A 20,759-nucleotide genomic window follows, 5' to 3' on the forward strand; every position below is an offset into this window, starting at 1 on the left:
TCAGGCTCCCGCCGCGAGCAGCTTGGTGCGCGCGTCCTCGCTTTGCGCCACTTCGTCCGCGGGGATGAAGTAATCGCGATTATAGTTGAAGGTGTGGAGGATGCTGACCACCAGCAGCCCCACCGCGGAGACCACCGCCAGCCACCACATGTACCAGATCATTGCGAAGCCGAGCGCCATTGCGAGGCCCGACAGGATCACGCCCGCGCCGGTGTTGCGCGGCATGTGGATCGGCTTGAAGCCGGTGGTCGGGCGCCGGGCGCCGCGATCCTTCATGTCGTACCACGCGTCGAGATCGTGGACCTGCGGCGTGAACGCGAAGTTGTAGGCCGGCGGCGGCGACGAGGTCGCCCATTCGAGCGTGCGGCCGTTCCACGGGTCGCCGGTAGTGTCGCGCAGTTTCTCGCGGTTGATGATGCTGACGGCGATCTGGATCACGAAGGCGAGGATGCCGATCAGGATGATCACCGCGCCGATCGCGGCGATGACGAACCAGATCTGCAGGCTCGGATCGTCGAAATGGTTGACCCGGCGCGTCGTGCCCATCAGCCCGACGATGTAGATCGGCGTCCACGCGACCCAGTAACCGATCACCCAGCCCCAGAAGGTGATCTTGCCCCAGAAGGGGTCGAGCCGGAAGCCGAATGCCTTGGGGAACCAGTAATCCATCGCCGCGAACAGTGCGAACACCACGCCGCCGATGATCACGTTGTGGAAATGGGCGACGAGGAACAGCGAATTGTGGAGCACGAAGTCGGCCGGGGGCACCGCGAGCAGCACGCCGGTCATTCCGCCCACCACGAAGGTGATCATGAAGGCGATCACCCACATCATCGGCAGCTCGAAGCGAATCCGGCCACGATACATCGTGAACAGCCAGTTGAAGATCTTCGCGCCGGTGGGGATCGAGATCACCATGGTGGCGATGCCGAAGAAGCTGTTGACGCTGGCGCCCGAGCCCATCGTGAAGAAGTGGTGGAGCCACACCAGATAGCTCAGGATGGTGATCACCACCGTGGCATAGACCATCGACGAATAGCCGAAGAGCCGCTTGCCGGTGAAGGTCGAGGTGATCTCGGAATAGATGCCGAACGCCGGCAGGACGAGGACGTACACTTCCGGATGGCCCCAGATCCAGACGAGGTTCCAGTACATCATCGGGTTGCCGCCGAGATCGTTGGTGAAGAAGTTGGTCCCCACGTAGCGATCGAGCATCAGCAGCGCGAAGGCGCCGGTGAGCACCGGGAAGATCGCGATCGCCAACACGTTGCTGCAAAGCGCGGTCCAGCAGAAGATCGGCATCTTCATCATCGTCATGCCCGGCGCGCGCATCTTGATGATCGTGGTGACCATGTTGATTGCGGACAAGGTGGTGCCGACGCCGGCTATCTGCAGCGCCCATAGATAATAATCGGGTCCGGTATCGGGGCTGTTCTGCAGGTTGGTGACGGGCACGTAATTGAGCCAGCCGCCGCGCGAAAACTCGCCGACGAACAGCGAGATCATGACGAGCAGCGCGCCCGCGACGGTGAGCCAGAAGCTCAGATTGTTGAGGAACGGGAAGGCGACGTCGCGCGCGCCGATCTGGAGCGGCATGATGTAGTTGACCAGCCCGACGATCAGCGGGATCGCGACGAAGAAGATCATGATCGTCCCGTGCGCGGTGAAGATCTGATCGTAATGATGGGAGTTGAGATAGCCCTCACTGCCGCCGAAGGCGATCGCTTGCTGGAGGCGCATCATGATCGCGTCGGCGAAGCCGCGCAGCAGCATGATGATGCCGAGGATCATGTACATGATCCCGATCTTCTTGTGATCGATGCTGGTCAACCATTCGCGCCACAGCCAGCCCCACAGCCGATATTTGGTCACCGCGCCGACGATGCCGAGCCCGAGCAGGGCGACGACGATGAAGGTCACAAGCAGGATCGGCTCGTGAAGCGGGAAGGATTCGAAGGTCAGGCGACCGAAGATCGTGCGCGCCAGCGATTCGGTGAACATTTAACGCTCCTGGTGCGAATGCGGTGCGGGGCGGGGTTGCGCGCCCGGCGGCGGGGTGAGGCTCTCGCCCGTGTCCTTTTCCTCGCCTTGCTTCATCAGCGCGCCTTCCGGCTTACCTTTTTCAGGCGCGGTGCCGTGGCTGCCGCCCTGCATGCCGTGCATTCCGGTCCCGCACGGAGTGCCGGGCTTTACGCAGCGCTTGAAGATGCGGTCGAACAGGTCCGGCTCGGCTCCCGAGAAATACATTGCGGGTACGCGCTCGGTCGGCTTTTCGAGCTCGAGGAAGCGCGCGGTGTCGAGCGCCGGGCCGCTGGCCTTGACGCGCGCGACCCAATTGTCGAACCCGCCCTGGGCGACGCCGTAGAGCTTGAAGTGCATGTCCGAGAAACCCGCGCCGCTGTAATTGGCCGACATGCCGTCATATTGGCCGGGCTTGTTGAGCACGGCATGCATCGTGCTGCGCATGCCGGGCATGGTGTAGATCATCCCGGCCAAGGTCGGCGCGTAGAAGGTGTTCATCATATTGGTCGAGGTGAGGTCGAAACGCACCTGGCGATCGATCGGGAGCACCAGTTCGTTGACCGTGGCGACACCCTGCTCGGGATAGATGAACAGCCATTTCCAGTCGAGCGAGACGACCTGGATGACCAGCGGCTTGGCCTTGGGGTCGATCGCCTTCTCGGCCGAGATCCGATTGATCGGGCGGAACGGGTCGAGCAGGTGTGTGCTCCACCAGGTCAGTGCGCCCAGGCAGATGATGATGAGCAACGGCGCCGACCAGATGACCAGTTCGAGCGCAGTCGAATGGTCAAAATGCGGGTCGTAGGTCGCGTCCTTGTTGCTCTCGCGATAGCGCCACGCGAACACCACGATCAGCGCCAGCACGGGCACGATGATCAGCAGCATCAGCGCCGTCGAGATATAGATAATGTCGCGCTGCTGGAGCGCGATATCGCCCGCGGGATTGAGCACCGCGCGATCGCACGCCGCCAGGGCGAAAAGCGGCAGCAGGGCAAGGAGCCGGCGTGCTGGTGACAAAGGTGAGTCTTCGCGCATGGCCTCCGCCTATCCCGGCGCGCCCATGCGCCGACATTGGACATTTTGTCCTATCCCCGTCGCGGCGCTTTTCTGGTGCAACGCACGTTCAAACGCAATAACACAGCCATAGGCTGCCGGAGCGAAAAGAATGAGTGCACCGATCGCCGCGTCGAATTCGACGCCCCTCGAACGCGATGCGCGGATCGTGAATGCACGCGATCACAAGATCGCGCCGGGCGAGATCGCCATCGGCGTGATCGTCGGCCGGACGAGCGAGTTCTTCGACTTCTTCGTCTACGCCATCGCTTCGGTACTGGTGTTCCCGTCGCTGGTTTTCTCGTTCGTCGATCCGCTGACCGGCACGCTCTATTCCTTCGCCTTGTTCGCGCTGGCGTTCGTCGCGCGCCCGCTCGGCTCGGCGATCTTCATGTGGATCGATCGCAAGCACGGGCGCGGGGTCAAGCTGACGATTGCGTTGTTCCTGCTCGGCGGCTCGACCATGTCGATTGCCTTCCTGCCGAGCTATAACCAGATTGGTGTCGCCGCGATCTGGCTGCTTGCCTTGTGCCGCGTCGGCCAGGGCGTGGCGCTGGGCGGCGCCTGGGACGGGCTGCCCTCGCTGCTCGCGCTCAACGCGCCCGAGAAGAATCGTGGCTGGTATGCGATGATTCCCCAGCTCGGGGCGCCACTGGGGCTGATCGTCGCGGCGGGGCTGTTCGCGTTCTTCCTGTCGACCTTGTCGAGCGAGGACTTCCTGTCCTGGGGCTGGCGTTATCCGTTCTTCGTTGCCTTCGCGATCAACGTGGTGGCTTTGTTCGCCCGGCTGCGGCTCGTCGCCACGCCCGAGTTCGAGCATCTGTTCGAGAGCCGCGAGCTCCAGCCCGCGCCGTTCTGGGAAACCGTGCGGCTGGAGGGACGGACGATCGCGCTCGGCTCGTTCGCGCCGCTCGCGAGTTTCGCATTGTTCCATCTGGTGACGGTGTTCCCGCTGTCCTGGGTGACTTTGTATCGCGGCGAGGCGGCCGAGCGCTTCCTCGTCATCGAGATCATCGGCGCGGTCTTCTGTGTGCTGTCGATGCTCGCTTCGGGGATCATCGCCGATCGGGTCGGGCGGCGTGCGGTCCTCGGCGTGTCGGCGGCGCTGATCGCCGCGTATAGCGGGTTCGCGCCGCAATTGCTGGGTGCAGGCGGCTTCGGCGAAACGGTATACATGCTCGCGGGCTTCGTGCTGCTGGGGCTGGCGTTCGGCCAATCCTCCGGTGCGGTCAACGGCAGCTTCTCCAGCGAGCGACGCTATACCGGTGCCGCGACCACTGCCAATCTGTCGTGGCTGATCGGCGCCGGCTTCGCGCCGCTCGTCGCGCTCGCACTGGCGAGCACTTTCGGGCTGTGGTCGGTCGGTGTCTATCTGCTCTCCGGCGCGGTCTGCACGCTCGCCGCGCTCGGCATCAACAAGGAATGGGCGCGGCGCACCGAAACGGCGGCAGAGACCGACGGCAGGCCGGCGGGCCAAGCCTGATTTCCACACCCGAAAGCGAGTTTATGGTTCCGGCGACGCTCTTGTCCTTCGCGCTGTTCGTCACATCTGTCGCCTCGCCGCTCCAGGCGGAGGGCAGCGCGAATGCCGACCCGTTGCGCGTCCGCGAAGTCGACGCGATCGAGTGTCGTCTCGACGTGCCCGGCTACAACCAGTTCGCGATGGCGATCCAGGGCGAGGAAGAAATCGCGAAGAAGCGCGGCTGGAAGAAGATCGATTCCCGTAACCCGTTTATGAACGAATACGAGCTGCCGAAGCCGATCATCGTGGCGGGTTCTTACAGCACCACACGGATCGCCTTCACGGCCGACGCGATTCTGGCGATCCTCGATCTGGCGGATCCCGGGGTGATCGCGCGCGATGCGCATATCGAGAATGCGATGAACCCCGAACCGCTGATCGCCGACCTCGTCGCTTCGGGCAAGGTAACCCGTGTGCAGGCGGAAGCCGAGATCAAGTTCCGCAAGTTCCTCGGGGAACGCATTCTCAACGACGTTACCGAGCCGGCGAGCGGCGGCGAGAGCTTTGGCAGCCATATGATCGTGGCGCGCAGCATCTCCAACGCCACCACCCATCCGGGCAAGACCTTCTATGGCTGCGCCTACCGGATGGAATTGCTCGACAAGGACGGGAAGCCGCTTTGACGCGGGGCAAGCCCGGCGCCCGCCGGCACGGCGGCTTCGGCTGGCTTGCGCTGGCGTGGCTGGCGCTCGCCGCGCCGACACCCTCCGCTGCGCAGGCGCGCCCGGCCGACCCCGCCCGCTTCGCCGGTCATTACTACCTCTCCGGCGTCATGGAGACCGGGTCGGAGCTGCTGCTGCGTGCCGACGGGTCGTTCGAATGGTATCTGAGCTATGGTGCGCTCGACCAGGCGGCACAGGGGACATGGCGTGTCGAGGGCGACGCGATCGTGCTCGCTACTGCCCCGGTCCGCACCGACAAGCCGCTGTTCAGCTATCTGGCGACCGAGCCGTGGGGCGCCGAAGCCGAGCAGGAACGCCACCGACGGATATTGGCGGAGGCGGAAGCGATCGTTCGCGCACGCTGTCCTTTCCTTCCGGAGCCCGACGTCGAAGCAATGCTCCCGCCGATGATCGGCACCGTCGGCCCAACGCCCGCGCCCGCGCCGGTGCTTCGCGAACGTGCGGCGGCGGCGTTGCGTGCGGCTGTATCGTCGCGCACCCAGGTCGAGTCGCTCGCGCGTCGCTGGATTTCGGACAATGCGTCGCCCGACAGCGGGGACGCCGGCGTCGATCGCGTGCTGGCGGCGCAGTCCGCCTGGTTGAATGCGCGATACGCCGCATTCGAGGCCGCACGCGAAGCCGGTCTGCCGAAGCCTTTACTGACCGATCCCGTGCTTCCCGGGCAATGCACCCTCCCGGGCGACGAAGAACCCACGCCGCAGCCATCGGCTCGTCAGTTGGGCGTACGCGTGACGGATCTCGCCTCGCAGCAGCCGATGCGCAACGTGCAGGTCCTGCTTCGCTATGCCGACGGAAGTGACGAGCGCTTGACGACGGGAAGCGGCGGCTTCGCGTTCGTAGCTGGCACGGCGGCGAAGCAGGCAACAAGTGCGACGCTGCACATCGACGGTGCGCCGACGAGCGACAAGGCGATTGCTTTTGGCCCGCTCGGGAGCGGGATCGTTCGCTTTGCAGTGGATCTGCAGCAACTGGCCACGCCGGCGTTCACCACCTTTCGCCTGCGCGTCGCCGGCGCCGCGCTCATCCCGGAGAGCTTTCCCAAGGGGCGCTACGAACGGCAGCCGTGACGATCGGCTTTCAGGCGTCTGGCCAAGCCTTGCGCCAATGTGATCCGCGGGTAAGGTCTGCATCCCGGTTCGCCGGCAACGGGAGTTTTCAGGGCATGCGACTCTTCATCTTGCCGATGCTGGCGTTACTCGGCGCGGCACCAGCGCCCGAAGCCAAATGGCAGCGCATCTTCGACGGAAAGACGCTCACGGGCTGGACGCCCAAGATTGCCGGCCGCGCGGTGGGCGAGGATCCGCTGGGCATGTTCACCGTGCACGAAGGCGCGATCCGCGTTTCGCATGCGAATTACTCGAAATTCGAAGGCGAGTTTGGCCACCTCTTCTGGAAGACGCCGCTCAAGGCCTATCGCATTCGCTTCGAATACCGCCTGTTCGGGGAGCCGTTGCCCGGCATCAAGGTCTGGCAGACGAGCAATTCGGGGCTGATGTTCCATTCGCAGGCGCCGGAGACGATGCGGCGCGACCAGGACTTTCCGGTGAGCCTCGAGATGCAGTTGCTCGCCGTCCCGCGGCCGACCGAGGAGCCGAGCGGCAATCTGTGCACGCCGGGCACGACGGTGGTGTTCGAAGGCAAACGCGATCCGCGCCACTGCATCCTTTCCTCGTCGCCGTTGATCCCGCTCGGCCGCTGGACGCGGGCCGAACTCGAGGTGCTGCCCGGCGGCGAAATCACCCAGAGCATCGACGGAAAGCCAGTGCTGCGGTTTTCCGCGCCCGAGCTCGATCCCGAAGACAAGGACGCGCAGCCGCTGATCGCTGCGGCGGGGGGCAAATTGCAGCTTGGCCAAGGCTATATCGCCTTGCAGAGCGAGGGCCATCAGATCGAGTTCCGGAACATCGAGCTGCAGCTTCTCGATTGAACGGCGCTAGCCGTCGACTGCCGCTTCGGCGTCGCTCGCCGGTGTCGCGGGTCGGGCGAGGAAGCGACTATAGGCCCAGCTGATCCCGATCAGTACCACGCCGAGCGCGAGGAAAGACAGGATGCGCAGCATGCCGTCGAGCGCGGCGGCGTCGACGAGGAACACCTTGAACGTCACCAGCGTGAGCAAGGCGAGCCCGGCGATCCGCAGGTCGTAGACGCCGGCGGTGATCCCGCGCCACAGCCAGAACAGGGCCAAGCCGAGCAAAGCGGCCGAATAGCCGCCATTTTCGAGCGTGCCTACCGGGCCGGTCAACATATCGCCATGCGTTGCCTGGCGAACCGTGACGAGCAAGGCGACGACTGTGAGCAGCGCCCCCCCGACGCGGTGCGCGGGAATCCTCGCCACGGTCCACAGCCAGAGGGCGGCCGTGACGGCGTGGACGACCGCGGCGTTGAGCAGCGGAACCGCGCCCACGCCCTGCGGGACGATTGCGGGATTGAGCAGCAGCAGATCGAACCAGGCGATGCGGAACAGTCCGAGCCCGAACAAGACCCTGCCGAGCGACATGAAGCGGCCGCTGCGCAGCAGGTACCACCCCGAAGCCAGGCACGCCTGGCTGAGCAATGCCCGCTCGACGAAGCCGAGGCTCGCGAAATGCTCCGGCGTCGTGATCGTCAGAATTTGCTTGGCGAGCACATAGACGAGCAGGATCCCCACCCCGATCGCGAGGCTGCCGATCAGCCGCCGCGCGCGTCCGAGCTGGCGCGGATCGGGCATAATTCCGAGCAGCGCCGCAGTCGGCAGGGCGAGTGCGGGGAACAGATCGCGCAGTGCGGGGATGGCGAGATACGGCAGTGGATCACCGGCCAGCGACGTAGCGATCAGCTTCGCCAGTTCGGCGAGCGGGAGCGCGGCGGCAATCAGCGCGGCGACATAGGGCAGGGCCGGAAGCGCGAACAGCGCCGGCGCCCGGGCGACCCGTGCCCAGCCGGCGAGGCCGAGCAGCACCAGAGCGAGCGGCAGCGCGAGCCACGCTCCGGGCAGAAACTGGGCAAGGCCGAGCGCGACGAGCAGAGCGGTCACCAGGCTGGCGGCGGTCAGCGTGGGGTCGCCCACCTCGCTCCTCACACGCCAGGCGAGATGGGCGCAGGCCGCGGCGGCAAGCAGCTCGAGCATCCCCCAGGCCTCCGGCGCGAGCAGCGCGGGCGCGCACGCATGTGCGACGAGCAGCGGCCCGGCGGTGCCGCCGAGCGCGAGCACCGCCCAGCTGCGGCCCCGGCTCGCGAGCAAATGGCCCGAAACTGCGAACAACACGCTGGCGACCGCTGCGGCCAGCGGAGTCGCGCTGCGTTCCGGCTGGATCAGCGCCAGCGTTTCGAGCACCAGCAGGAAGCCGAGCGCCGCCAGTGCCGCGGGGAGATAAAGCGATTGTCGCCACGACAGGAACAACGCCGCCGCGGCGAGCACGAGATAGAAGCTCCACGCCAGCGCGCCGAATTCAAGCGAAGGCGCGAGCGCGAGCAATTGAACGAAGCCGGCGACGAGCGGGGCGAGCCGCAGCCAGCGATTATGCGTGCCGGTCGCGGGCAGCGCGGCGCTGGCGCAGACGGCGAGCAGCATGGTGAAGGCGCCGACCGCCGACAGATCTCCGCCGCGCCCTGGCAGCGCCGCGATCAGGAAATTGACCCAGCCGAACCCCGCGACGCTAGCGGCGAGCGCAAGCCAGCCCCAGCCGCGATGGATCGCCAGCCCGAACAACGCCGCGATGAACAGGCCGAGATAGACGAGCAGCGGCCCGATCCCCGCCGCGTCGAACCCCGCGACCAACGGCGCCGCGAAGCCGCCGATCAGCGCCATCACGGCGGTGGGCGGGCCGTGGCGCAGCGCGAGTCCCATCGCCGTGGCCGTGACGATGACAACGGCGACGAACGCCGTGAGCGGCGAAATCAGATGGTAAAGCGCCGCCGCCATGTAGAGCGTGCCGTACAGGCTGGCGATGCCGGCACCGGCGAGGACCTGCGCGACGCGCGGGTCCTCGGCCGTCGCGGGGAAGCGCCGCGCGGCTTCGCTGGCGCCGATCAGCGCGGCGCCGAACAATGCGGCGAGCATCGTGCGCGTGCCAGGGCCGAGCAACCCGCTCTCGATCGAGTAGCGCACGAGGAAGAAGCCCGCGAGGACCAGCGCCGCCCCGCCGATCCAGATCGGCAACCGCCCGCCGATCAGCGATTCGAGATTGACCGAAGGTGGCGCGCGCATGGCGCGTGGCGCAGGCGCCATTTGTGCCGCAGGACGCGCCGCAGCGGCGATCGCGCGTGCTGGCGGCGGAGGCGGGGCCTCCGGCTCCGCACTCGGCACTGCGTCGGCCGCATCCGGCGCGTCGGCCGAAGCAGGTGCGACGAAACGGGACTCGCGCTCCCCCAGTCGCACGACGAGTGACTCGACGCGACGCAACTCCTGTTCCAAAACGGCGAGGCGACGCAGGACCACGAAGAAGGCCGCGCCGACACCAAGGGCGAGCAGGAGCGTGAAGATGTCCACCAGCTTCTCCTTGGCACAGCGGATTCGCGCTGTCGTGGCAAACCAGATGCTCCCCGGGGTCCGGAGTGTCAGGTTTGCGGCATGATGGAGGGAATGTCCGATGATCGTGTTTGGTTCGACGCTGTCGCCTTACGTGCGCAAATGCATGGTGTTCGGGGCGGAAAAAGGACTGGATCTCGAGCTGCAGCCCGCCGGCCTCGGGCGCGGCGGGGCCGATTTCCAGGCCGCCAGCCCCTTCGGCAAGATACCCGGTTTCAAGGATGACGATTTCCTGATCTCCGATTCGTCAGCGATCGTCACTTATCTCGAGGCCAAATTTCCTGACCCCAATTTGATCCCGCTCGAGCCTCGCGCGCGATCCCGGACGATCTGGTATGACGAACTGGCGGATACGCTCATGATGGCGGCGGGCAGCGCGATCTTCGGCAATCGCTTCGTTCGGCCGCGCGTGCTCAAGCAGGAATGCGATCATGAGGCGGCGGATCTGGCTGAGCGCGACCTGTTGCCGCCGCTCTTCGATTATCTCGAGAAGATCATCCCGGCGAGCGGCTTCCTCGTCGAGGACCGGCTGACGCTTGCAGACATAGCGGTGGTGAGCCCGTTCGCGACACTCGGCTGCATCGGCGTGGTGGCCGACGCCGCGCGCTATCCGCGTACCGCCGGTTATGTTGAGGCGATATTGGCGCGCCCGAGCTTCGCGTCGATCGTCGCGAAGGATCAGGCGGTGGTGGCCGCGATGGGCGGTCCGGTGATCGCCGGGCAGGCCGCCTCAGGCGAGTAGCCAAGCCGCGTGTCGGGCTTTAGATGGGCGGCATGCGGTTCGGCTTCATCAAATGCCATGGCTCGGGGAACGACTTTCCCCTGATCGACGCGCGCGCGATCGCGCTGGACGATCGGGATTGGGCGCGGGTGGCGCGTGCGCTCGCCGACCGCGACGGTCCCGTCGGTGGCGACGGGCTGTTGCTGCTCGTTTCCGGTGACGATGGACACGCCTTCGGGATGCGGATGTTCAATTCGGACGGCTCCGAGGCCGAAACCTGCCTCAACGGGCTGCGCTGCGTGGCGCGCGCCGGCTTCGAGGCGCTCGGCATCGACGTGGCCAATGTCAAACTCAAGACCAGCTCGGCCGCAGTTGCGCGCGAAGCGCCGCTTGCGCCGGGGGTGGAGACGGTTCGCACGGTCGTGGGACCCGCCTCGACCGAGCTGGCCGATATCGGTCTCATGGGAGCGCTGTCCGAGCTCCCCAGCCACCGCGCGTTCACTGCAGTGGCGATGCCCAATCCGCATCTCGTGACCTTTGTCGATACGATCGACGAAGCCGAATTGGTGGCGCTAGGTGAATATTGCGAGGCCGGGCCGGCGCTCATCCCGGGCCGGGCCAATGTGTCGTTCGTCGAGCTGCGCGGGCCGGACTTGTTCGTGCGCACCTTCGAACGCGGCGTGGGGCTGACCGACAGCTGCGGCAGCGCAATGGCGGCGTCGGTGCTCGCCGCGGGACTCACCGGGCGGGTACCGATCGGCACCGAAATGCGGGTGCTCAACAAAGGCGGGCTGGTCGGCGGGCGCGCGGCCGCCGATCGCATCGTCACGATCAGCGGCAACGCGACCTTTCTCTACGATGCCAGCGTGGAAGTGGATCTCGCGGGCGAGCGAGCCCAAGACCCGGTAGTTCATGCCCGCCGCGAGGACGAAGCCGATGCCTGGAACGCGGCCGTCGCGGCGCTCGGCTGAACTTGTCACGCCACGAACGGCTGGCTAGCCTGGCCTGACCAGCGGCCGGACGACCGGCGCCCGAGGGGGATTTGCCGATGTCGTGGGTTCGTTCGCTTGCCGCCGCCGCGCTGTTGGCACTGCCGCTTTCGCTCGCGGCGCAGGACGTGCTGCAGCCCCGGCTGCCCAGGATCGACAAGCCGCTTCCGCCCGCCCCCGATCGCCACCCCCGCGCGAACGTGATGCTCGCCGATTATCGCTACGACGATCTGCTATGGGAGAATGATCGCACCGCGCACCGAATCTATGGTCATGCGCTCGAAGCCTATGAGCCGCCTTCGGGTTCCGGGATCGACAGCTGGGGCAAGAACGTCGCCTGGCCGTTCATGGACCGGCAACTCAGGAGCGGCGACCAGCACGGCTTCCACGGCGAGGGGCTCGATCATTATAATGTCGGCACCTCGCGCGGGGCCGGAGGGCTCGGCATCTGGCTCGACAACAAGCTGTGGACCTCGCGCAACTTCAGGAACCATCGCATCCTGAGGAACGGTCCCGACGCCGCCGATTTGGAAGTCGACTACGCGCCATGGCCAGTCGATGTGAACCGCAAGGTTTGGGAGACGCGGCGCTTCACTCTGCCGATGGGCACCCATTTCACCCGCATGGTGTCGACGATCCGCTCGGACAAACCCGGGCCGCTGGTGGTGGGGATCGGAATCGCGCGCAAGCCCACCGGTGCGGAAGGCGAAGTGACGGTCGACAAGGCGCGCGGGCTGATTTCGTGGTGGGGGCCGGAGCAAGGCGATCACGGACGGATGGCGGTTGCGCTGCGTTTCGATCCGGCGATGCTCGTCGACGTCGTCAAGGATGCCGACAATCATCTGGCGCTGTTGCGCGTCACTCCAGGCAAGCCGTTCGTCTATCATTCGGGCTCGGCATGGACGCTCGGCAACGGTGGGTTCCGCACGCGTGCCGACTGGGATCGCTATGCAGCGGCGGAACCAGTGACGTTCGCGGTGCCCAAGGCGCGTTGAACCTCGCCGCCTGACCTCGTTCCCTGCCGCTCAGGGCAGGCAATAATGATCCGCCAGCCGATCGAGCGCGATGCCAAGCACCAGCTTGCCGGCACGGCTCGGCCAGCCCAGTGTCTTCTCCGCCATCGTCAGCCCGTCTCCGGCGCAGACTACCCGCCAGAGCACATCCGAGAGCCCGCGCCCGACTGCCGTCACGGCGGCGTCGAAACGGCGCTTGGCGGCGATCTGCGTCAAGGTCGGATCCAGCGCAGGCCGCGCGCCCCGCGGGGCGCGCGGGCTGGGGTCCCACCGCATCGTCACGCACGGACCCAGCGCGGCCATCTCGTAATCGACCCGCAGCCGCTCGCCCGCCTCGAACTGGCGCGCGTCGACATGCCCCCGCGCGCGCAGCCAGCCCAAAGGCGATTCGGCGAGATTGACGGTGACGCTTCGCCGCGCCCGGCGCGCCGTTTCGCCGGTGCCGATGCGATCGGTTTTCCGTTCGACGAGTTCACGCATGCTGATCTCCTTTTGTTCTATTCCATCCCCTTGCCACGGAGTCCTGTTTGTAGGAAAGAGAAAAAACCATATTGGTTAGGAGTCCGCAGAATGATCACTGCCATTCGGGAGGTTCGGCGCGCCAAAGGGCTAACCCTCGACGAAGTCGCGCAACGCTGCGATCCGCCCACCACCGCGCAGACGATAGGTCGCCTCGAGACCGGCACGCGCACCGTTTCCATCGGCTGGCTGAATCGGATCGCCGCGGCGCTCGACGTCGACACCGCGGATCTGGTCCGTCTGCCCGATCGCCCGGAGATCGCGGTCGCGGCGGTCCTCGACGGCAGCGGTGCGCAGGCACCGCGCCGTCCGGCTTCGGTGGTGCCCCCGCGGAGCGAGCCGGGGATGATCGCCATCACGGTGAGCGGCGGGATCGGCGATTATCGCGCCGGCGACGAGATCTGGTGCAATCGTCTCGCGCCCGGCGCTTATGCCGGCGCGCTGAACCGCGACGTGCTCGTGCCGCGGCCCGCCGGTCGGTTCCTGTTCGGCCGGCTGATCGGGCGCGAAGGCGACAAATTGCATCTGCTGCCGCTCGGCGCCGGCGCGCGGCAGCAAGTGGTGAATGACCCGGCCTGGATCGCCTGTGCGGTGCGACTGGTGCGCGCGCTCTAGCCCCTTGCCGACCGCCGCGGAGAGGCGCAATCTCCGGTCAGAAAAGGGCAATGCAGGAGGGGACTGCAATGATCAAAAGCGCAACGGCGATCGCAGCCGTGCTGGTGTTTGCCGCGCCGGCGCTGGCCGAAGACTGGGATTTCATCCTCGTCAACAATACGGGCAAAACGATCAAGACGGTCGAGGTGTCGCCGGGTGGCGCCGGCACCTGGGTGGCGAACAAGATCGACACCGAGCTCACCAAAGAGGCCAAATCGGTCAAGCCCAACGGCAAGATGACCGTTCATTTCGACAAGGGCGGCGGCTGTCGATACGATCTGAAGGCGACGTTCGACGACGGGAGCTCGGCGGTGTGGAGCGCCATCAACGTCTGCGACAATGCCTATGTGACGGTCAATTACGCCAATGGCACGCCGACCTTCAAGGCAAGCTAGCGGCCGATGCGAGGGAATGGTGGGCGCTGACGGGCTCGAACCGCCGACCCTCTCGGTGTAAACGAGATGCTCTACCAACTGAGCTAAGCGCCCTTGCACCCCGCCGATGCCAAAAGCTGCGCGCGGGGGCAAGGCCCGGTTTCACACGAGCGGCAATCCGGCCCGCTTGACTGCGCTCGCATAGCTTCGCATGCCTTCGATCCCCTTGGGGCTGAGCCCGATATAGGCGCGCCGCCGGTCGGCCGGATCGGCTTGCCGTTCGAACAGTCCGGCATCGTGCAGCGTGCCGATCCAGCGCAGCGCCGTCGTCGGCGGCACCGCCGCGGCGATGCACAGGCTCGACACCGAGACCTGGCGCCGTTCGAGTTGCGCGGCAAACAGATCGAGCAGCATATCCCAGGCCGGATCGGCGAACAGTTCGTCGGCGAAGAACTGCGCCCGCATCCTTCGCGCGCGAATCACCGCGCGGATCTCCGCGGCGGCGATCTCCACCGGTGGCCCGGCCTCGGGACCGCGATAGCCGCTGCCTCGGTCGCGCACCCCTGCGCGCGGTTCGGAGTCCTCGCTGCGAGTCAATCGCGCGAGCGTTTCGGCGATCCGCGCCACTTCCTCGCTCAGTCGACGCAGGCGGACCGACTCGGCCTCGCGGTTGACGTCGTCCATCACGCCGCGGGCGTGCCATCTGGCGGCGGCGATCGCACTGATCCGCTCGGCGCGGGCAGGGCGGCAAAGGATCTGGCTGTGCGGGCCGAGCAACTGGGCGGCCGCCACGTCGATCTGTTCGGGCAGCACCGTCGCGACGACGCCTAGCGAGCGTTCGCGCGCCATCGTATCGACGCGCGCCAGCACGATGTCGAGCAGCGCTTCGGGCGCGCCCGCCGCTTCGATCAGGATCAGATCGAGCCCGTCATAGTTGCTCAGATCGGCCGAAGCCTCGGCGAAGGAGACCGGCTTGCGGGCCTTGCCCCCGGCGAGCTCCAGCGCCTCGAGGGCCTCCGCGGCGGCCTCTGGGCTGTCCGCGATGACCAATGCAATCGCAGCGGCGCTGGCATAGCCGTCGCCGGAGCTTTCGGGGAGCATGGTCAATCTCGCCATCACCTGCCTCAAGTTCGCCTTCTGTTCCGGAGATGCCGCAAGGCCCCGAAACAATTGAGTCCGACTTCCTCCATTTTGGAGGTTATGAGGCGACCCGCGCGACGGGTTGATCGATCAAGCGTCCATTCCGGATCGAATGGCGAGACTATCGAGACTTATTGTCGAAATCCCCCGTCCATCGCTTCTAGTCGAGCGACTTCACGATCTCTTCCACCATCTTCTTGGCGTCGGCCAGAAGCATCATCGTATTGTCGCGGTAAAACAATTCGTTGTCCACACCTGCATAGCCGACGCCGCCCATCGATCGCTTGATGAACAGCACCGTCTTGGCCTTCTCCACGTCGAGCACGGGCATGCCGTAGATCGGCGACGACTTGTCGGTCTTGGCGGCGGGGTTGGTGACGTCGTTGGCGCCGATCACGAAGGCGACGTCGGTCTGCGCGAACTCGGAATTGATGTCCTCGAGCTCGAACACTTCGTCGTAAGGGACATTGGCTTCGGCAAGCAGCACGTTCATGTGCCCCGGCATCCGGCCGGCGACCGGGTGGATCGCGTATTTCACGCGGACGCCATGCGCCTTGAGCTTGTCGCCCATCTCGCGCAGCGTGTGCTGCGCCTGCGCGACCGCCATGCCGTAACCGGGAACGATGATCACCTGTTCGGCCTGTTGCATCAGGAAAGCAGCATCTTCGGCCGAGCCGCGCTTCCACGGCCGATCGGTGGCCGCCGCGGCCGCGCCGCCGCCGCTGTCGCCGCCAAAGCCGCCGGCGATCACGCTGATGAAGCTGCGGTTCATCGCGCGGCACATGATGTAGCTGAGGATCGCGCCCGAGCTGCCGACCAAAGCGCCGGTGACGATCATCGCGGTGTTGTGGAGCGTGAACCCCATCGCCGCCGCCGCCCAGCCCGAATAGGAGTTCAGCATCGACACCACGACCGGCATGTCGGCGCCGCCGATCGGCACGATCAGCAGGAAGCCGATGACGAAGCTCAGCACGGTGATCGTCCAGAATACCCACGGGCTCTGGTCGGTGACGAAATAGGCGATTAGCCCGAGGATGCCGGCGAGCAGCCCGAGATTGATCACGTGCCGCCCGGGCAGCAGGATCGGCTTGCCGCTCATATTGCCGTTCAATTTGAGGAACGCGATCACCGATCCCGAGAAAGTGATCGCGCCGATCGCGATGCCGAGCGCCATTTCGATCCGGCTGACCGGCAGGATGTTGACGAGGTCGGGTCCGTAGATCGGCCGGATCACCTGCGCGATGCCGAACGCGACGGGGTTGAGGAAGGCGGCTGCGGCGACCAGCACCGCGGCGAGGCCAACCAGCGAGTGGAAGGCTGCGACGAGCTGCGGCATCGCGGTCATCGCGATGCGGCGCGCAGTGACCAGGCCGATCGCCGCGCCGATGCCGATTGCGCCGAGGATTTCCGCGACGGTAACGGCATCGATAACACCGCCGAATAGCGGCGGCGTTGGAGCAAAAATCGTCACGTTCGAGTCGATCGGAACGTGGGTCACCAAGGTCGTCACCACGGCAATCGCCATGCCGATCATGCCGAAGCGATTGCCGCGCTGGCTGGTGACGGGGCTCGAAAGCCCGCGCAATGCGAGGATGAAACAGACGCCCGCGACCAGATAGGCCAGCGGCACCCAGGGGCTCACTGCGACGGCATGTTCCATCTCAGCGTACCTTCTTCTTGTACATTGCCAGCATCCGGGCAGTCACGGCGAACCCGCCGAAGATGTTTATGCTGGCGAACACCACCGCGAGCAGCCCGAGCCACTTCGACGTCGCGCCGCCGCTGCCCAGCCCGACTGCCGCCGACGCGATCAGCGCGCCGACGATGATCACGGACGAGATCGCATTGGTCACCGCCATCAGCGGCGTATGCAGCGCCGGGGTGACCGACCAGACGACATAATAGCCGACGAAACAAGCCAGCACGAAGATCGACAGGATCGAGATGAAGTCCATGAAAAATGCCTCAGTAGATGCGATAGGTCGTTGTTTGCACAATACCGAACGGCTGGCTGGGAAATGGTCGATCGACTCGGATCTTGATGCCGGTCTGGTTTGTCGAGAGAATAGTGAACTGTCCCCCGAATGGCGTCCTTGAACCAGGAATTTCCGATCTCTTGATAATAAATCGGTCGCCAAGGGCGCCCATCTTATCCCGCGTACCAAAATTTATCTCGAAGACATGATTGCCGGCTGGATTGGCATTTCCGCGATACTGAACGCCCACAAAATATTCGGCCTTGAAGTCTTCCGGCCGGAGGCGCTTGTAGGGAAGTGGGGTGATCGCCTTGGGTTTTTTCGGACGATTGCCTTGGATCGTCAGCAATCCTTTGGTGACACTCGAAGTCAGAAACATTGCCTCGAACCGCCCATCGCGGTCTGCATCGACAAAGCAGGACTGAGCGTGCCCGATCAGCTTCTGCGAACGGATTTCCGGATCGCAGAAAACGAGCGCATTAGGCGTTCTGATTTCAACGAGCTGGGCAGCGCTCAACGATGCGTCGATTCCGGAAGGCAGATCGCCAGCCGTGAGCTGTGCGACACCCACCGGCATCAGGCGCTGCTGGATGACAAAGTTCTCCCGCACTACCTCCCGTTCTTCGGGCGATACCGGCGCTTCCTCAATCATCCAGACCGTCGTCAGCTGGCGATCGCCGGCGATCGCCGGTGACGCGATAAGCGTCAACGCAGCGGCGAGCCCAAGAGGCGCGCTCACCCGAGCAGCCTCTCGTGCACCACCTTGCCGCCCTGCGTAAGGCGGATTGCATTGCCGATCTCGTCGTCGAGCACCGGCTTGCCCGCTTCCTTGTCCCAGAAGGCGCTCAGGAAGTTGAACAGATTGCGCGCGAACAGCGCCGAGGTGTCCGCCGCCAGCCGCGACGGCACGTTGCGATGGCCGACGATCTTGACGCCGTGGACGATCGCCACTTCGCCCGCGACCGCGCCCTCGACATTGCCGCCAGCCTCGACCGCGAGATCGACGATCACGCTGCCAGGCTTCATGCTGGCGATCTGCGCGTCGCTGATCAGGCGGGGTGCCGGACGCCCCGGGATCAGCGCGGTGGTGATGACGATGTCCTGTTTCGCTATATGCGAGGAGACCAGTTCGGCCTGCGCCGCTTTGTATTCGTCGGACATCTCGGTGGCGTAGCCGCCGCTGCCTTCGCCTTCGATGCCCTTCACATTCTCGACGAAGATCGGCTTGGCGCCGAGCGACTGGATCTGTTCCCTGGTCGCCGCACGCACGTCGGTAGCCGAGACCTGCGCGCCGAGCCGCCGCGCGGTGGCGATCGCCTGCAGCCCGGCGACGCCGACGCCCATCACGAACACCTTGGCGGCGCTCACCGTGCCCGCCGCGGTCATCATCATCGGGAAGGCGCGGCCATATTCCGAGGCCGCGTCGAGTACGGCCTTGTAGCCGGCGAGGTTCGACTGCGAGGACAATATGTCCATCGACTGCGCCCGGGTGATCCGCGGCATCAATTCCATCGCCAGCGCCTCGGCGCCGAGCGCGGCGTAGCGGTCGACCCGCGCGCGCTCGCCGAAAGGATTGAGCCCCGCGACGATCCACGCGCCCTGCTTGAGCCCGGGCAGCGCATCCGGATCGGGACCCTGCACGCCGAGCACGATATCGGCATCGGCAAGCACTTCGCTGCGGCCGCCGATCGTCGCGCCCGCATCGGCGAAACCCTGATCGGCGATCGATGCCGTCTCGCCCGCTCCGGTCTCGACCGCCACGGTGGCGCCGAGCCCGATGAACTTCTTGACGGTCTCGGGAGTCGCGGAGACGCGCCGCTCGCCGGCGGTGGCCTCCTTGAGCACCGCGATCTTCACCTCAGCTGGCGATCATGAAGACGACGAAGGCGCCCACGGCAGCCGACGCGATCGTGCCCCACAGCATGAGTTTGGTGAAGCCGCCATAGGTTTCGGCATGTGCCTGAATGTCGGTGCTGTTTTCGCCCGTGTCGGCCATGCGTCTCGATCCCCTATGCGTAACTTTTGCCGAGACCTTAACCGCCGCGCGGCGCAGCCTCAACCCCGGCGCGGCAAACATCGTCTGCGTCGAGGCTTAAGCGGGCCTTTACCCATGTCGATTATGGGATACGACCTGAATTGGGACAACGGGGACAGACGGATGACGCGCAACGGGCAGCGCCTCCTGATGCTGATCGATGATGAGCCGGCACAACGCCGCCTTGTCGCGGCCATCGCTGCGCGCCGCGGCTGGCGCACGGTCTTCGCGGGCGATTTCGAGACTGCGATCGCGATGCTCGGCACGCCCGATGGCATGGCGCTCGACTCGATCATCCTCGATCATGCCGCGTCCGACGCCGATGCCGCCGCCTTGATCGGCGAACTGCGCGAGCGCCGTCCGCAGCTGCCGATCCTCGTGCTCACTGCCAACGGCTCGGCCGCCGCCGCAGTCAGCGCGATGCGTGCGGGTGCCACCGATTTCCTCGTCAAGCCGATCGCCTCCGAGCGGCTGCTCGCCGCGCTCGAGGTTGCGGCGGGAGGTCTCGCCGCGGGCGAGCTTCGCCCGCTCACCGAGAAGCTGTCGGTCAGTCTCGCTTTCGACGAGATCGTCGGCAGCGCCCCGCAATTCCGCGCCGCGCTGGCAATTGCCGCCAAGGCCGCCCGCGCCCGCGTTCCGGTGTTGATCGAGGGCGAGAGCGGAGTCGGCAAGGAAGTGGTGGCGGAGGCGATTCACGCCGCGTCCCCGCGCAGCCGCAAGCCGGCGATCGCAGTCAATTGCGGCGCGATCCCCGCCAACCTCGTCGAATCGGAACTGTTCGGGCACGAGAAAGGCGCGTTCACCGGCGCGTTCGAGCGCAAGATCGGCCGCTTCCAGGATGCCGATGGCGGCACCTTGTTCCTCGACGAAGTCGGCGAGATGCCGCTCGACGCGCAGGTCAAATTGCTCCGCGTGCTCCAGACGGGCGAGATCCAGCCGCTGGGCGCGCGCCACCCGCGCGAAGTCGATGTCCGAGTGATCGCCGCGACCAACAAGAGCCTGCTTGCCGAAGTCGAGGCCGGGCGCTTCCGCGAAGACCTGTATTACCGGCTCAACGTCGTTCAGGTGACGATTCCTGCGCTGCGAGAGCGTGCGGGCGATATCCCGGCCCTCGCCCGCCACTTGCTTGCGCGAATCGCCGAACAGCCCGGTCTTCGCCAGATCGGCATCACCGACGACGCGCTGGCTTTGCTCGGCAGCTATGACTGGCCCGGCAATGTCCGCCAACTCCAGAACGCCTTGTTCCGCGCCGCAGTGCTCTGCGAAGGCGACGGGCTGACTCGCGCGGACTTCCCGCAGATCGCCCAGCTCGCGGCGGGTCGCCCGGCCGGCAGCGCGCCGCCGCAGCACGGCTCGGGCAATGCCGGGGTCACCTTGTTCCGCCCCGACGGCAATCTGCGCGCGCTCGACGAGATCGAAGCCGATGTCATCCGGTTGGCGATCGGCCATTATCGCGGGCGGATGACCGAAGTCGCCCGCCGCCTCGGCATCGGGCGCTCGACGCTTTATCGCAAGCTCGGCGAGCTCGGCATCGACCAGAGCGCTGCCTGA

The 20,759-nt window shown here is 65.9% G+C and carries 20 protein-coding genes and 1 tRNA gene; 10 read left to right on the forward strand and 11 right to left on the reverse strand.

Annotated features, from left to right (window positions below; genetic code table 11):
* Both cyoB and cyoA read right to left on the reverse strand, forming a co-directional pair.
* Positions 1-2,001 (reverse strand): cytochrome o ubiquinol oxidase subunit I, encoded by a 2,001-nt coding sequence (gene cyoB / locus CVN68_RS16510; RefSeq protein WP_100283172.1) that lies wholly within the window; start codon positions 1,999-2,001, stop codon positions 1-3.
* The gene (gene cyoA, locus CVN68_RS16515) at positions 2,002-3,057 is read right to left on the reverse strand and encodes a ubiquinol oxidase subunit II (protein WP_100283173.1); all 1,056 of its coding nucleotides are present in this window, start codon (positions 3,055-3,057) and stop codon (positions 2,002-2,004) included. It lies immediately after the preceding gene.
* Between the two features lie 130 nt (positions 3,058-3,187).
* On the opposite strand from cyoA, the gene CVN68_RS16520 reads away from it, so the two are divergent.
* The 4 genes from CVN68_RS16520 (at position 3,188) to CVN68_RS16535 (ending at position 7,207) form a co-directional block, all read left to right on the forward strand.
* Positions 3,188-4,558, forward strand: a complete 1,371-nt coding sequence (locus CVN68_RS16520; protein WP_100283174.1) for an MFS transporter — start codon at positions 3,188-3,190, stop codon at positions 4,556-4,558.
* 23 nt (positions 4,559-4,581) lie between these two features.
* Positions 4,582-5,220 carry a hypothetical protein gene (locus CVN68_RS16525; RefSeq protein WP_100283175.1) on the forward strand — a complete coding sequence of 213 codons (639 nt, stop codon included), beginning with the start codon at positions 4,582-4,584 and terminating at the stop codon, positions 5,218-5,220.
* Positions 5,217-6,347, forward strand: coding sequence for a hypothetical protein (locus CVN68_RS16530; protein WP_100283176.1), 1,131 nt, complete (start codon positions 5,217-5,219; stop codon positions 6,345-6,347). Before CVN68_RS16525 ends, CVN68_RS16530 begins: the two co-directional genes overlap by 4 nt.
* A gap of 95 nt (positions 6,348-6,442) precedes the next feature.
* Positions 6,443-7,207: a 3-keto-disaccharide hydrolase gene (locus tag CVN68_RS16535; protein WP_100283177.1), complete on the forward strand. Its 765-nt coding sequence runs from the start codon at positions 6,443-6,445 to the stop codon at positions 7,205-7,207.
* Between the two features lie 6 nt (positions 7,208-7,213).
* On the opposite strand, the gene CVN68_RS16540 is transcribed toward CVN68_RS16535, so the two are convergent.
* The gene (locus CVN68_RS16540) at positions 7,214-9,748 is read right to left on the reverse strand and encodes a DUF2339 domain-containing protein (protein ID WP_233503391.1); all 2,535 of its coding nucleotides are present in this window, start codon (positions 9,746-9,748) and stop codon (positions 7,214-7,216) included.
* A 100-nt stretch (positions 9,749-9,848) separates the two neighbouring features.
* On the opposite strand from CVN68_RS16540, the gene CVN68_RS16545 reads away from it, so the two are divergent.
* The 3 genes from CVN68_RS16545 to CVN68_RS16555 all read left to right on the forward strand — a co-directional run bounded on the left by CVN68_RS16545 (position 9,849) and on the right by CVN68_RS16555 (position 12,492).
* Positions 9,849-10,529 carry a glutathione S-transferase family protein gene (locus CVN68_RS16545; protein ID WP_100283178.1) on the forward strand — a complete coding sequence of 227 codons (681 nt, stop codon included), beginning with the start codon at positions 9,849-9,851 and terminating at the stop codon, positions 10,527-10,529.
* Between the two features lie 32 nt (positions 10,530-10,561).
* Positions 10,562-11,479, forward strand: a complete 918-nt coding sequence (dapF, locus tag CVN68_RS16550; protein ID WP_199560109.1) for a diaminopimelate epimerase — start codon at positions 10,562-10,564, stop codon at positions 11,477-11,479.
* Positions 11,480-11,556: 77 nt separating this feature from the next.
* Positions 11,557-12,492, forward strand: a complete 936-nt coding sequence (locus CVN68_RS16555; RefSeq protein ID WP_100283180.1) for a DUF4861 family protein — start codon at positions 11,557-11,559, stop codon at positions 12,490-12,492.
* A 30-nt stretch (positions 12,493-12,522) separates the two neighbouring features.
* Here CVN68_RS16555 and CVN68_RS16560 read toward each other — a convergent pair whose 3' ends face one another.
* Entirely contained in the window at positions 12,523-12,990 is a 468-nt protein-coding gene (locus tag CVN68_RS16560) for a DUF6456 domain-containing protein (RefSeq protein WP_100283181.1), read from the reverse strand.
* 90 nt (positions 12,991-13,080) lie between these two features.
* On the opposite strand from CVN68_RS16560, the gene CVN68_RS16565 reads away from it, so the two are divergent.
* Positions 13,081-13,644: a helix-turn-helix domain-containing protein gene (locus CVN68_RS16565; protein ID WP_100283182.1), complete on the forward strand. Its 564-nt coding sequence runs from the start codon at positions 13,081-13,083 to the stop codon at positions 13,642-13,644.
* A 68-nt stretch (positions 13,645-13,712) separates the two neighbouring features.
* Positions 13,713-14,078 carry a hypothetical protein gene (locus tag CVN68_RS16570; protein ID WP_100284474.1) on the forward strand — a complete coding sequence of 122 codons (366 nt, stop codon included), beginning with the start codon at positions 13,713-13,715 and terminating at the stop codon, positions 14,076-14,078.
* Positions 14,079-14,095: 17 nt separating this feature from the next.
* Here CVN68_RS16570 and CVN68_RS16575 read toward each other — a convergent pair.
* The 7 genes from CVN68_RS16575 to CVN68_RS16605 form a co-directional block, all read right to left on the reverse strand.
* Positions 14,096-14,171: transfer RNA gene (locus CVN68_RS16575), tRNA-Val, on the reverse strand.
* 48 nt (positions 14,172-14,219) lie between these two features.
* On the reverse strand, positions 14,220-15,173 hold the full coding sequence (locus CVN68_RS16580; RefSeq protein ID WP_100283183.1) for a winged helix DNA-binding protein: 954 nt from the start codon (positions 15,171-15,173) through the stop codon (positions 14,220-14,222).
* A 184-nt stretch (positions 15,174-15,357) separates the two neighbouring features.
* Positions 15,358-16,857 (reverse strand): NAD(P)(+) transhydrogenase (Re/Si-specific) subunit beta, encoded by a 1,500-nt coding sequence (locus tag CVN68_RS16585; RefSeq protein WP_100283184.1) that lies wholly within the window; start codon positions 16,855-16,857, stop codon positions 15,358-15,360.
* A gap of 1 nt (position 16,858) precedes the next feature.
* Entirely contained in the window at positions 16,859-17,152 is a 294-nt protein-coding gene (locus tag CVN68_RS16590) for a proton-translocating transhydrogenase family protein (RefSeq protein ID WP_100283185.1), read from the reverse strand.
* Between the two features lie 10 nt (positions 17,153-17,162).
* Positions 17,163-17,912, reverse strand: coding sequence for a hypothetical protein (locus CVN68_RS16595; protein ID WP_158298925.1), 750 nt, complete (start codon positions 17,910-17,912; stop codon positions 17,163-17,165).
* On the reverse strand, positions 17,909-19,030 hold the full coding sequence (locus CVN68_RS16600; protein ID WP_100283187.1) for a Re/Si-specific NAD(P)(+) transhydrogenase subunit alpha: 1,122 nt from the start codon (positions 19,028-19,030) through the stop codon (positions 17,909-17,911). The genes CVN68_RS16595 and CVN68_RS16600 overlap by 4 nt, the downstream gene beginning before the upstream one ends.
* 1 nt (position 19,031) lies before the next feature.
* Entirely contained in the window at positions 19,032-19,169 is a 138-nt protein-coding gene (locus CVN68_RS16605; RefSeq protein WP_100283188.1) for an aa3-type cytochrome c oxidase subunit IV, read from the reverse strand.
* A gap of 162 nt (positions 19,170-19,331) precedes the next feature.
* Between CVN68_RS16605 and CVN68_RS16610 the strand changes: the two genes are divergently transcribed.
* On the forward strand, positions 19,332-20,759 hold the full coding sequence (locus CVN68_RS16610) for a sigma-54-dependent transcriptional regulator (protein WP_100283189.1): 1,428 nt from the start codon (positions 19,332-19,334) through the stop codon (positions 20,757-20,759).

It is taken from the genome of Sphingomonas psychrotolerans (assembly GCF_002796605.1).
In the GTDB taxonomy this organism is placed as follows: domain Bacteria; phylum Pseudomonadota; class Alphaproteobacteria; order Sphingomonadales; family Sphingomonadaceae; genus Sphingomonas; species Sphingomonas psychrotolerans.